The 12,536-nt window shown below is 63.5% G+C and carries 14 protein-coding genes; 11 read left to right on the forward strand and 3 right to left on the reverse strand.

What is annotated here, in order from left to right:
- Positions 1-1,203: hypothetical protein (locus tag ACE3UY_RS08530; protein WP_374687117.1), on the reverse strand; the 1,203-nt coding region annotated here is incomplete at its 3' end.
- Between the two features lie 167 nt (positions 1,204-1,370).
- On the opposite strand from ACE3UY_RS08530, the gene ACE3UY_RS08535 reads away from it, so the two are divergent.
- The 5 genes from ACE3UY_RS08535 (at position 1,371) to ACE3UY_RS08555 (ending at position 5,925) form a co-directional block, all read left to right on the forward strand.
- A complete protein-coding gene (locus tag ACE3UY_RS08535) occupies positions 1,371-3,098 on the forward strand; it encodes a glycosyltransferase family 39 protein (RefSeq protein ID WP_374687118.1) in 1,728 nt (575 codons plus the stop codon).
- 230 nt (positions 3,099-3,328) lie between these two features.
- On the forward strand, positions 3,329-3,841 hold the full coding sequence (locus ACE3UY_RS08540; RefSeq protein WP_374687119.1) for a DUF2089 domain-containing protein: 513 nt from the start codon (positions 3,329-3,331) through the stop codon (positions 3,839-3,841).
- 189 nt (positions 3,842-4,030) lie between these two features.
- The gene (locus ACE3UY_RS08545; protein WP_374687120.1) at positions 4,031-5,074 is read left to right on the forward strand and encodes a hypothetical protein; all 1,044 of its coding nucleotides are present in this window, start codon (positions 4,031-4,033) and stop codon (positions 5,072-5,074) included.
- Positions 5,075-5,287: 213 nt separating this feature from the next.
- A complete protein-coding gene (locus tag ACE3UY_RS08550) occupies positions 5,288-5,554 on the forward strand; it encodes a hypothetical protein (protein ID WP_374687121.1) in 267 nt (88 codons plus the stop codon).
- Positions 5,554-5,925, forward strand: a complete 372-nt coding sequence (locus ACE3UY_RS08555) for a type II toxin-antitoxin system VapC family toxin (protein WP_374687122.1) — start codon at positions 5,554-5,556, stop codon at positions 5,923-5,925. The genes ACE3UY_RS08550 and ACE3UY_RS08555 overlap by 1 nt, the downstream gene beginning before the upstream one ends.
- A gap of 48 nt (positions 5,926-5,973) precedes the next feature.
- On the opposite strand, the gene ACE3UY_RS08560 is transcribed toward ACE3UY_RS08555, so the two are convergent.
- Positions 5,974-6,828 (reverse strand): hypothetical protein, encoded by an 855-nt coding sequence (locus tag ACE3UY_RS08560; protein ID WP_374687123.1) that lies wholly within the window; start codon positions 6,826-6,828, stop codon positions 5,974-5,976.
- A 329-nt stretch (positions 6,829-7,157) separates the two neighbouring features.
- Between ACE3UY_RS08560 and ACE3UY_RS08565 the strand changes: the two genes are divergently transcribed.
- The 4 genes from ACE3UY_RS08565 to ACE3UY_RS08580 all read left to right on the forward strand — a co-directional run bounded on the left by ACE3UY_RS08565 (position 7,158) and on the right by ACE3UY_RS08580 (position 9,016).
- A complete protein-coding gene (locus tag ACE3UY_RS08565; RefSeq protein ID WP_374687124.1) occupies positions 7,158-7,982 on the forward strand; it encodes a hypothetical protein in 825 nt (274 codons plus the stop codon).
- Between the two features lie 74 nt (positions 7,983-8,056).
- Entirely contained in the window at positions 8,057-8,311 is a 255-nt protein-coding gene (locus tag ACE3UY_RS08570) for a type II toxin-antitoxin system Phd/YefM family antitoxin (protein ID WP_374687125.1), read from the forward strand.
- Positions 8,312-8,313: 2 nt separating this feature from the next.
- Positions 8,314-8,568 carry a type II toxin-antitoxin system RelE/ParE family toxin gene (locus ACE3UY_RS08575; protein WP_374687126.1) on the forward strand — a complete coding sequence of 85 codons (255 nt, stop codon included), beginning with the start codon at positions 8,314-8,316 and terminating at the stop codon, positions 8,566-8,568.
- A 70-nt stretch (positions 8,569-8,638) separates the two neighbouring features.
- Positions 8,639-9,016: a glutaredoxin family protein gene (locus tag ACE3UY_RS08580; RefSeq protein WP_374687127.1), complete on the forward strand. Its 378-nt coding sequence runs from the start codon at positions 8,639-8,641 to the stop codon at positions 9,014-9,016.
- A 141-nt stretch (positions 9,017-9,157) separates the two neighbouring features.
- Here the strand turns inward: ACE3UY_RS08580 and ACE3UY_RS08585 are convergent, their stop codons facing one another.
- Positions 9,158-9,724, reverse strand: a complete 567-nt coding sequence (locus ACE3UY_RS08585; protein WP_374687128.1) for a YdeI family protein — start codon at positions 9,722-9,724, stop codon at positions 9,158-9,160.
- Between the two features lie 254 nt (positions 9,725-9,978).
- Between ACE3UY_RS08585 and ACE3UY_RS08590 the strand changes: the two genes are divergently transcribed.
- Together ACE3UY_RS08590 and ACE3UY_RS08595 are read left to right on the forward strand one after the other, a co-directional pair.
- Positions 9,979-10,884, forward strand: coding sequence for an SDR family oxidoreductase (locus tag ACE3UY_RS08590; protein ID WP_374687129.1), 906 nt, complete (start codon positions 9,979-9,981; stop codon positions 10,882-10,884).
- 648 nt (positions 10,885-11,532) lie between these two features.
- On the forward strand, positions 11,533-12,536 hold a 1,004-nt coding region (locus tag ACE3UY_RS08595; protein ID WP_374687130.1), incomplete at its 3' end, for an immune inhibitor A domain-containing protein.

Genomic DNA, 12,536 nt, shown 5'->3' on the forward strand with positions numbered 1-12,536 from the left:
GCTGACCAGTATGGTATTGCCCTGAATAGCGAGGGGCACACCGGCGTCGTCCTGGTAGTCAGTGTCGCCGGGCATCAGCAGTTCGACCGGCGACCACGTCCCGCCGGCGCGCTGGAAGACGTAGGCCCCGCCGGCCACGTCCGGGTCGTCGTTGACGCGGAAGTCGTAGGAGCCGATGGCCGCCAGATCGCCATGGAGGGCCACAGCGTTGACGTTGATCGGCAGGTTGTCGTAATTGGGCGGGGCCAGCTTAGGCCCTTGCGTCCACACGCCACCGGCGCGGCTGTAGACGTAGGCCACGCCGGGGCCATAGGCCCCAATAAGCGCCGTATTCCCATCGAAGGCGATACCGCTGCCAAAGCGCGCGTCCGGGCCGGCGTCGGCCGGACTGAAGCGGCCGGCCGCCGACCAGACGCCGCCGGCGCGGGTGAAGACGTGCACCGCGCCCTGGGCCGCGTCGCCGTCCACCGTCTGGCCTGTCGCGCCGACGAGGATAGTGTCACCCTGGATGGCTACCGGGCCGCCGAAGCTGACGTCGGGCTGGTTGCCGAGCAGCTTGCCTTGCAGCGTCCAGGTCGCGCCGCTGCGCGTCCAGACGTAGACGGCCTCCTCACCGGGGTCGCTATTGGGGGCGCCGACTACCAGGGTATCGCCGTCGATGGCGACGGACGCGCCAAACCGGGCGGCGGGCAACTGCTGGGGGGCCTGCAGCCTGGCCTGCTGCACCCACACGCCGCCGGTCCGGACGAAGACGAAGGCCGCGCCGCTCTCGCCGGTATGATCGCCAGGGATGGACGGGTTGGCGTTGGCGTAGAACGAGCCGATGACGGCCGTGGGGCCGCCGGGCGTGTCCAGGTCGAGGGCGATGCTGTTGCCGAAGGTGCCGCCGATCTCCGGCGGGTTGGCCACCAGGCGCTGCGTTTGGGCCCAGCCGGACGCGCCGCGGGTGAAGACGTAGGCCGCGCCCTGGTTGAGGCGGCCATCGCCGCTCCAGCGCGGCGCGCCGATAAAGGCGGTAGCGACGCCGGACGCGTCCTCCTTAAAGGCGATGGCCCCGCCGAAGGTGGCCCGGCTTTCGGGGTCGCCGGCGTGCAGCGCGGCCGACTGGTGAAAGGTGAGCGTGGCCGCTGCCCCCAGCCCCAGCGCCGGGACGAGCAGGCCGAACAAGAGGAAAAGTGAACGGAGCAGACGGGAACGGTGCATGATAAGGCTCCTGTCAATAGGTTGGAAATGTGGCTCGCGACGGGGGAAGGCCCCCTAATAGTATAGCATAGCTCGTATGAAATCGGGCCAAAATCCTCACCATCGATCCGCACCAGGGAAGCGCGCGCTTCCCTGGCCCCTGGCCCCTGGCCCCTATATAATGCCCCGTGCCCACCCGCTCGCCATACCCCTTCGCCCTGGCCGCCGCCGGCCTGTTCTTGCTCATCGGCCTGTTAACGCTCGGCCGCTACGGCATCACCTGGGATTCGCCGGAGAATCTGCTCACCGGCTACCACACCCTCCAGTTCTACCGCACGGGCGACGCCGGCTGGCTCGACTTCGGCCGCTACGATGCCCTCTACCAGGAGGAGGACGACCGCCCGCCGCTGTACAACCGCAACTTCAACGCTCCGCACCAGTACCCGCCCGTCGCCAACGTCGCCGCCAACCTGACCCACGCGGCGGCTGTGCGCCTGTTCGGCCCCTCTATTGGCTTTGCCGGTTACCACCTGAGCGTCCTGCTCTTCGCCGCGTTGACCGTCTTCGTGCTGGCCTGTTTCACCTGGCAGGCGTTCGGGCCGGCGGCGGCGCTGGCGGCGACGCTGGCCCTGACCACCTACCCGCTCTTCTTCGAGCACGCCCACAACAACCTGAAGGACGTGCCTTTCGCCGCCCTCGTCCTGCTGGCTCTGTGGGCCTATTGGCAGGCGGCGCGGCTCGGCCGGGCGCGTTGGGCCGTGCTGTCGGCCGTGGCGACCGGGTTGGCAATGGGCGTCCGGGTCATCGCCCTGCAGGTCTATCCGCTCATTCTCCTAGCCTATCTGCCCGCTTGTAGTCAGGCGATTCATCGCCGTTCTTCCCGCGGCGCGCCAGAGACGGCGATGAATCGCCTGACTAAGAGCTACCAGTACCTCCCCTGGCATCTCCCCCTGGCCTTGCTCGTCTTCCTGGCCGCCTGGCCCTGGCTGTGGGCCGACCCGCTCGGCCGGCTGGGCGAGCACCTGCGCTTCGCCGCCGACGCCGGCCGCGGCCTGCGCGTCCTCTACGACGGTCAGATCTGGCTCGTCGGCCAAACCCTGCCCTGGCACTACACCCCCGTCCTCTTCGCCCTGACGACGCCGCCCCTCGTCCTGCTCGGCGGCCTGTTCGGCGCGGCCGTCGCCGCCCGCCGCGTTGTAGCGCAGGCTGTTAGCCTGCCTTCCTCGTCGCAGGCTGACAGCCTGCGCTACGACTTACCCGCCGCCCTGCTCCTCCTCGGCCTCTTCCTCCTCGCCCTGGTTCGTTCCACCTGGCCGACCATCCCCCAATACGACGGGACGCGCCATTTGATGGACGGGTTGGTCGCCTTCGCCGGGCTGTTCGGGCTGGGCGTGGCCGCGCTGTGGGACGCCGCCCGCCGCCGCTGGCCGGGCCTCCACGGGCGCGCCGGCGCCCTCGCCGGCCTCTTCCTCCTGGCCCTCGCCTTCGCCCCCACCGTCACCGCCCTCATCCGCCTCCACCCCTACCAGGGCATCTACTACAACGCCCTGGCCGGCGGCGTGAGCGGCGCGGCCGACCGCTTTCCGCAGGAGTATTGGGGCAGTTCCTTCCTGGCCGCGGCCGGGTGGCTGAGCGACCACGCCGAACCCGACGCCGTCATCCTGCCCCGCGTTGGCGGCCACCTGCTGCGCCTGCACCTGCCCGACGACCCCCGCCTCATCGCCGACGAGGCCCTGCCCACCCTGCCGCCCAACCAGACGCTCTACGTCGTTTACATGGCCCGGCGAGACAAGTATGACGGGCTGACCGAGTGGGTGGACGCGCACCTGACGCCGGCTCACGTGATCGAGCGGGAGGGGGCGGTATTGTTGAAGGTTGTCAGGACGGAGGTGGGGGTGTTGCAAGGCGTTCCCTAGACCTGACATATTGGCCGCAGACCGGTCAGGTGTGGCCGGCCCATAAGGGTGAAGGATTGAATCCGTTCTTACTCCGTATTCTCCATCGGTATCCGTACCCATTTCTTAAAACTCAAAATTGCCCGATTACAAGCTGTATAGAGCAGGTTGTCAGCCCATTCCACAAATTCCTTGTTGACAAAACCAAAAAAGTGAGCTAATATGCCAACATATTTGACGGAGTAATCGAAATGCGCAAAATTCTTGAGTCTTGCCCAACTTGTGGCAGCGAGATGATTGTCAGCGAAGTGACCTGCACGACGTGCGACACCGTTGTCCGCAGCCGCTACGCCCCCTGCCCCTTCTGCCGTCTGGCCCCGGAGGATCTGGCCTTCATGCTCCTCTTCGTCCGCAGCCGCGGCAACGTCAAGGACATGGAGCGCGAGTTGGGCGTCTCCTACTGGACCATTCGCGGCCGGCTGAACGAGATTATCGCCGGCATGGGACTGGAAGAAGGGGGCCAGGTTCCAGGTTCCAGGTTCCAGGGGGAAGAAGAAGACGGGTCGGTCGAGGAGGGCGAAGTAGAGCCCGAGTCCGAGGGGCGACGCGGGCGGCGGCGCGACGCGCGCCCTAATCCCGCCCGGCCGGCCGGCGTTCGACTCGAGGCTACCCGCCCCGACGCCGAAGCCCGCCGGGCCATCCTCGACCAACTCCGCCGCGGCGAGCTCACCGCTGAGCAGGCGGCCGAGCAGCTTAGGGGCTAGGTTCTAGGGGCTAGGGGTTAGGGAAGAACGCTTTTCCCTGGTCCCTGGCACCTAACCCCTAGCCCCTGGAAGGAGTGGACATGGCTATCCATCCTGACGATCTAAATCCAGATGCGATCCATCCGGGCGCAACCCCCTTTCTGAAGTGGGTTGCCCCTCAACCTGATACTGTCAAGGAGAATGAACCCAATGAACGACGAACGAATCCAAATTCTGGAAATGCTGGCCGCGGGCAAGATCAACGTGGCCGAGGCCGAGATGCTGCTGGGCGCGCTGGGCGCGCCGGTTGAGCAGGACCCGATGGTGTTGAAGGCGGCCGAGAAGGCCGGGGCTGGCGCTGGGCCGTCCGGCTCGCCCGAGTGGGGCTGGACGCCGCCCCGGCCGCCTATGCCCACCCCGCCGCGCCCACCGCGCGCCCCGCGGCCGCCTCGTCCGCCGCGCGGCCGCCGCGCCGACGTGATCGACCAGGTGCTGCAACTGCGCACGCACGGCATCGACGCCGCCTACCTGAACGAGATGCGCGCCCTGCTGGGCGACATCAGCACCGATGACGTGATCGCCTTCGGCATCCACGGCATCCGCCCGGAGTTCGTGCGCGAGTTGCGCGAGGCGGGCCTTGACCTGACTACCGATGACATCGTCGCCTTCGGCATTCACGGCGTCAACCCCGCCCTGGTGCGCGAGATGCGCGCCCTGCTGGGCGACATCAGCACCGATGACGTGGTCGCCTTCGGCATCCACGGCATCCGCCCCGAATTCGTGCGCGAGTTGCGCGGGTTGGGCCTCGACCTGAGCGTTGACGACATCGTGGCCTTCGGCATCCATGGCGTCACCCAGGACTTCATCCGCGAGATGCGCGACCTGGGCCTGGGCGACCTGACGCCTGACGACCTGGTGGCCATGAGCATCCACGGCGTCAGCCCCAAGACGGTGGCCCTGCTGCGCGAGGCGGGGCTGAGCGACCTGACGGCTGATGAGTTGGTCGCGATGAGCATCCATGGTGTGGACGCGGGCTTCATCGACATGATGCGCCAGATGGGCTTCGGCGATCTCTCGCCCGACGAACTGACCGCCATGAGCGTTCACGACGTGACGCCCGAATTCGCGGCCGAGATGAAGGCCGCCGGCTTCGCCGACCTGACGCCCGAGCAGCTGCTGGCCCTGCGTACCCACGGCGTCGATGCTGCTTTCATTGAGGAGATGCGGGCGATGGGAGTGGTGGGAAAAGCGTAGGGTTGGGTTTGAAACCCGCCCGTGCAGGGCCGAAGAAATGGCTACGGGTTACGACAGAAGAAGACGGATTCCGGAGTGAAGTGAACGACTGAATCTGTGTCATTCGTTTGAATCCGTAGCCATTTGTCAAGAATCAGCAAATCCGTCTGTACCGGGCTGGATGAGGTATACTTGTCTTATAAACGAGATCGCGGTTGTTGAGGTAAATAGACGATGTTAGCGACCTACCGCGCCGTCCTAAAGGGCAATCGGTTAGAATGGACAGAAGAAACACCCCAGTTACCCTCTGAGCAGGAAGCCGTATCTGTTTACGTTACATTTGTACCCGAAGCAGAGGAGACGCTTGAGGATCGCCGCCAACGGGTAGCCGACGCGCTGTATGAACTGTCGATGTCGGGCGCGTTCGCGGAGATTGATGATCCGATTACCTGGCAGCGCGAGATAAGACAGGATCGGCCACTGCCGGGACGGGATGAGTAATGCTTGTAGACAGTAACATCCTGATCTACGCGTTTCTAGGTGGGAATCGGTCGTTACAGCGATTCGTCGTGCAACGTCTGCCAGCCGTCTCGGCGATTACTTACGTCGAGGTGTTGGGCTACCACCGTTTGAGCGGACGGCAGAAAGCGGTGATTGAACAACTATTCGACGACCTGAGCGTTCTACCCCTCGATCGACCAGTTCTGGCACAGGCCGTAAAGCTCCGCCAACAGCGCCATATTGGCCTAGGCGACGCGCTGATCGCCGCCACCGCCCTGGTTCATCACCGCACCCTTGTTACTCGCAACACGGCCGACTTCGCCTGGATTCCCGATCTGTATCTTCTTGATCCCTTTGCGGAAACGGAATAGACCTGACAGGTCTTCCGGGACCTGTCAGGTCTGCCACGCTGCAACGCCTTAACTCCCTAGAGCCCCAAGTATGTCGGCGGCGCGGCGAACAGCCTCGTTACCCAGTTGCATATTCGTCGCCGCCAAATCGAGCTTGTTGGCGTCCAACTCATCTACACCCTCCGCGTAGTATTGCACGCTCAGGTCAAAGTGATCGGCCGCCGTGAGCATCTCGGCATGAGCATCGGCAAAGCGCGCCGGCGGCTCTAAGCCTCTCACTCGATCGTTCGCCAGCTTCAACATTGTCAGGTACACCACGGTATCAACCTTCCAATCATTGTCAATAATCACGGTGGGATCATCGCTGGCTAACCCTGATTGTTTGGCGATGCCCTCCAATGACAGCACGTACTCCTCGCCGATCTCGATCATCTCGGCTCGGTAGGCCAGCTCAGCGGCCACCTCATCCGCTGCAGCCTCCTCGGCTGCGGCTGTCGCCGTCGCCGCGTCGTCAGGGGTTGGTGTGGGCGGAATCGTGGTGTGCGTCGGCCGCGGGGTAGCCGTTACCGTAATCGGTGTATCAGTCGGGTGAGCGGTGACCGTCGCCGGCACTTCCGTAGCCGTTGGAAAAGCTGCGATCGTGCTCGTTTCCGCGTTCAGCGCGTCTTGAGTAGCCTCAGCGACGGCCTGGGCTGCACCGTCGAACGTGGCTGTCACAACGACGACCGTCGTATTTGCGGGTGTGTCTGAATCTGGCGTTGGCATCGCCAGAAAGACCGCCGTGCAGAGTCCGCAAGAAAGGAACAGTGCGCCTGCCAGGATGATCAGCTTGGCTACGATTCCTGAGCGCCAGTATAGAGATAGACGTGCCATGATTGCCTCCAAAATTAGTGATGTACGCTGGCCGGCGTTTTGAGTAGCCAAGACACCCCTCTGAGAATACAGGTGAATCGTGTCCCGCCCCTTACGACCAACACAGGCAGTGTAACATAGACGCATGCGTAATTAAGCCACTAATCGTATGATATTTCTTCTTATACTGTTTCGATTGCCCGATACAGCAAGTGGTTGAATAGGTAGGGTATACTTGCAAGGCAACCGGCTCCGGAGCGACGTCTGGCCTCGGCCTTGGTAGACGACATCTTCCATCGCCTTCTACAAGCCAATAACCTGTCACTTCTGACCGAGTACCGATCTACTGGACACTGACCTACTGTTCACTATCAACTAGCAACTATCAACTGACAACTACTATGGATTACTACACCTTACCCACCCACCGTCTGCAAAACGACTACCTGACCCTTGACTACCTGGCCCACGCCGGGCCACGTATTGTACGGCTCATCCCTCACAAACTGGGCCAGAACCTGTTGGCCGAGGTGCCCGAGGCTCAACTGCCGTCCCCCTACGGCCCGTTTCACCTGTGGGGCGGCCACCGGTTGTGGCACGCGCCGGAGACGGCCGCGCGCACCTACGTCCCCGATGACGGCGGCCTCCAGGTGGAGACCCGGACCGGCGGCGCGCGCCTGACCTGCGACGAGCCTCACACCGGCATGCGCAAGGAGTTGGTTATCGCTCTGCACCCGCAAGCGGCCCAGGTGCGACTGACGCACCGGCTGACCAATTTGGGGCTGTGGGCAGTGGAACTCGCCCCGTGGGCCATCACCCAACTGCGCACCGGCGGCGAAGCCATCCTGCCCACGCCCGGCCAACTCGACGCCGAGGGGTTGTTGCCCAACCGCCTGCTGGTCCTCTGGCCCTACAGCCGTTGGGACGATCCGCGGCTGCGACTGACCGAGGAGGCCATCGAGGTTGCCGCCCGGCCGCTGGCTCAGCCCTTCAAGGTGGGCTACATGAACCACGCCGGTCATGTGGAGTACCGCTACCAGGGCGTCACCTTCCGCAAGCGCTTCGACCCTCAACCCGACCGGCCGCACGTCGACTTCGGCTGCAACGTCGAGGTCTACACCAGCGACAAGTTTCTCGAACTGGAGACGCTCGGCCCGCTCGTTCGCCTGGAGCCGGGGGAGGTGGTAGAGCACGTGGAGGTGTGGGAGGTGGAAGAGAGCGTCTAGACCTGACAAGTCCAGACACATCTGTTATACTGCCAATGTATGTACCGTATAGTGTACATTGGAGCGCTCTATCTATGACTACTAAGATCATGCCGGTCAGCGATCTACGCCGCAATACAAGTGACGCCCTGACGGCCGCGCGCGAAGGCGGGCCAATTTACATCACTCAGCACGGCCGCCCCGCAGCTGTCCTGGTGGCTTATGAACAGTATGAGGCTCTGTTGGCTCAACTGGAAGACCTGGCCGACCTGGCCGCGCTGGATGCCGCTGCGGGCGAACCTGAACGAGACTATGATGACTTCTTGCTGGAACTCCGCCAGCGAGGCTGATCGTGTACCGATTGCGCGTCAAACGTTCGGCCGAAGCAGATCTGCGCCGGTTGGCCGGCCCTCTATTCGAGCGCGTCAATGAACGCATCCTGGCTCTGCGCGACGAGCCACGTCCACCCGGAACCCGCAGACTGTCGGGCGCGGTTGAGGGTTGGCGGATTCGCGTAGGAGATTATCGGGTCGTCTACCAAATCGACGATACCGAACAGATAGTGACGATGGTGCGCGTGCGGCATCGCCGCGAGGTGTACCGTTAACTGTGTAGGGTGTGAACAGACTTATCGCGAGCCTGCCGTTTGCTTCTAGCTCAGAGGGACTGAAACAATAATGGAACTACACCCCGACCGCATCCTGCTCTACGGCCGCCCCGGTTGCCCTTCCGTCACGCCCGTTCGCCGGCTGCTAGACGAGGCCGGTGTGGCCTATAACTACCTCGATATCCGCCAGGACGCCGAGGCCGCTGCCCGCCTGCGCCAGCTCACCGGCGGCTATGAGAGTGTGCCCACCCTCGTCTTCCCCGATGGCAGCGTGCTCGTCGAACCGTGGGTGGGCGCGCTGCGCAAGCGGTTGCAGGAGTTGGGGCAGGGGGGCGCCGCGCTCGATTCCTCCACTGCCGTCTTCAAGGCGGGCCTCAGCAACCCCGTCTACCTCATCCTGGCTCTCATCGCCCTGGCCCTGACGCTGGCCGTGTGGCTGTCGGCTTGAGGCAATAGTCCGCTGATTCTAAATAAATGGCTACGGATTTGGACGGAAGACACGGATAAAAAGCGAATTCTGTACCGATCTGTTCTTTATCCGTTTCTTCCGTGAAAATCCGTAGCCATTTCTTCAGCCGCTTGTCTTCTTTTAGCGTCGTAACTCTTTGATCCGCAGGCCGTTGGCCGAATCCTCGATCAGCGTCGCCAGCCGCCGCTGGCGCGTCTCCTCCCGCTTGGCGCTCATCACCCACTGCGCCGCCGGCCGCCGGTAAGAGGGCGGCTGCGCCTGCCAGAAGGCCCACGCCGCCGGATTGACCCGCAATGCCGCCTCGGCCGCCTCATCCAGCCCCTGCCGCCGCTCGTAAGAGTACTGGCGCGACCTGGCCTCATCCCGCCCGTGGAACGCCGCCAGTCCGCCGGGGGCCATCAGCCCGGCCGCCTCCAGTTCGGTCGCGCGCCGGATGTTGACGTCGCTCCAGATGCTCCCCGGTCGGCGCGGTGTGAAGCGGATGGTGTAGCGCGCGTCGTCCACCCGCCGCCGGATGCCATCGATCCAGCCGTAGGCCAGCGCCGCGTCCAGCGCCTCGGCGTAGCTGATGCCCGTTTGACCGCTGTCCTTCTTATAGAAGCCCAGCAACAACTCGTCCGTCGTGATGTGGTGCTCTGCCAGCCACTGGCGGAACTCATCCCCCGTCGAAAAGTAATGTGCTTCCATCTGGTAATCTGCGAAATCTGCGTAATCTGCGGATCACTCTTCTTAAGATAGTAGCCCATCCAGAGCAAGTGGGCTATCGACCGGAAGAAATGGCACGCTGATTGGACGCTGATTGACGCGGATAAGAAACCAAGATTCTTATCACCGAAAATCAGCGCCCAATCAGCGTTATCAGCGTCCCATGCTTCGTCCCATTCTTACACTACTCAGTTCCCTTTCACCCCCGTCTAACCCATGGCCGCTATCCTCCCGCCATGACTAAATCCAAGACCACCCCCAACAAACAGGACAAGCAACCCACCACCGCCGACATCCCGCCCCAGACCCAGAAAACCAAGCCCGGCCGCGAGACGAAGATGACGCCCCGCCCGGAGTATCAGGCTCCCGACTACCGTCCGGCCGATAAGCTGAAGGGCAAAGTCGCCCTGATCACCGGCGGCGATAGCGGCATCGGTCGCGCCGTGGCCCTGCTCTATGCCCGCGAGGGGGCTGACGTAGCGATCGTCTACCTGAATGAGCATGAGGACGCCAAGAAGACCGAGAAGCTGGTCAAGGACGAAGGCCGCCGCTGCCTGCTGCTGGCCGGTGACGTGGCCGACGAAGCGTTCTGCCAGGAGGCCGTCGAGCGCACGGTGAAGGAGCTGGGCGGTCTGAACATCCTCGTCAACAACGCCGCCGAGCAGCACCCGCAGGAAAAGCTGGAAGACATCACCAGCAAGCAGTGGGAGCGCACCTTCGCCACGAACATCCACGCCTATTTCTATATGGCCCGCGCCGCGCTGCCCCACCTGAAGTGGGGCGACGCCATCATCAACACCACCTCCGTCACCGCCTTCCGCGGCAGCCCCCACCTGGTGGACTACTCGGCCACCAAGGGGGCCATCACCGTCTTCACCCGCTCGCTGGGCGCGCAACTGGCCAAGCGGGGCACGGGCATTCGCGTGAACGGCGTGGCCCCCGGCCCCATCTGGACGCCGCTCATCCCCAGCACCTTCGACGCCGAGAAGGTGGACGAGTTCGGCGCGGACACGCCCCTCGGTCGCCCCGGCCAGCCGGAGGAGTGCGCCCCGGCCTACGTCTTCCTGGCCTCCGAGGCCGACTCATCCTATATAGTCGGCCAGATCATCCACCCCAACGGCGGCGAGATCGTCAACGCTTAGAGGCTCACGCAAAGGGCGCAAAGAAGCAAAGAACGCAAAGAAGGATTCCTGAGTTCTTCTTTGCGTTCTTGGTTTTCTTGGCGCCCTTTGCGTGAGCCTCTTCCTCGCACAGACAAATAGGTAAATTCTCCTATTGCGCACTGCCCACATAATTACTTATACTGCTAAAGTCCAGTAAGGTCGGCCCACGTTTCCACGCGCCCCATTGCTGTAACGGCGCGCTTTGCCTGGCCGGCCGCCGTTGACGGCAAGCACTCTGCACTTTGCTCGGCAGAGCCATCTCAAAGACGCGTGCTGCTGCATATGATAGGTATTGCTCCGGCTCTCGTTCGGCTGCAATCGGTACACCCTCTCACGGCTCCGCTCCCGCGCGGGGCCGCCACCTATCCTCACGCGCGTTCTGCCCTCTGCTGCCAACAACCCTTATCCACTTTTCAGAACTCATCCGCAGATTTCGCACGGCTGTCCACAGCCGTGCGAAATCTGTGGATTCTTCTCTTCTCAGGAGGTGATGCGATTCGATAGTGACAGACTTGTAACGGGCAGCAAGACACAGGGAAGTCCGTTCAGGAGCGTCCCCGGCTGGGGGGTAGCTCCTGCCATACTGGATAGAATGAGGACAAACGACAGAAAGAGGATCGAGATACGATGTATCGCAAACTACTGCTAGTTCTCCTGCTGACGACCGTACTGCTAATCGGCGTCTCGGCCGTGGCCCTGGGCCAACAGTCCGATCTAGAAGACGCCGACTTTTTGCCCTATGGCGGCAACGTCGATGACCTGATCCACCCGCTGGGCAAGCAGCAGCGCGCCCAGCGCCAGGTGGCGCTGCAACAGCGGCTCCAGGGCGTCGGCGCCGGCCCCGTCCAACAACTCGGCCCGAGCACGTACGCCGAAGTGCAACTCGAAGATGAAGACCTCATCTTCACCATCCTGGGCGAGTTCGGCAATCGCGTCATGCCCCAATACGGCGGCATCCGCGGCCCGCAGCGCAATCAGATCGCCGAACCCGACCGCAGCGTGGACAACACCACCATCTGGGTTCCCGACTTCAGCCAGGCCTACTACGAGGACCTGCTCTTCAACGATGCGCCTGGGGCTGTTTCCATGCGCAATTACTACCTGGAGCAGTCGTCGGGCGTCTACACTGTCGGCGGCGACGTGACCGACTGGGTGCGCGTGCCCTGGAACACGGCCCGCTATGGCAATAACGCCTGCGGCAGCAGTGTCTGCGCCACCGTCTGGCTCTTCGTGCGCCACTCGGCCAACAACTGGTTCAACGCCCAGCGCGCCGCCGGCATGTCCAACGCCCAGATCAACGCCTACCTGAGCCAATTCGACGTCTGGGATCGCTACGACTTCGATGGCGACGGCAACTTCGACGAGCCGGATGGCTACATCGACCACTTCCAGTCGGTTCACTCCGGCGAAGGCGAGGAGGCGGGCGGCGGCGTGGCCGGCAGTGATGCCATCTGGAGCCACCGCTGGTATGCCTTCTACAACAACATCGGCAGCGACGGCCCGGACTTCAACCCGGCCGGCGGCATCCGCATCGGCGGCTCCGACTACTGGATCGGCGACTACACCATCGAGCCGGAGAACGGCGGCGTGGGTGTCTTCGCCCACGAGTTCGGCCACGACCTGGGCCTGCC

The sequence above is a fragment of the Promineifilum sp. (SeqCode) genome (assembly GCF_041918635.1).
GTDB lineage: Bacteria > Chloroflexota > Anaerolineae > Promineifilales > Promineifilaceae > Promineifilum.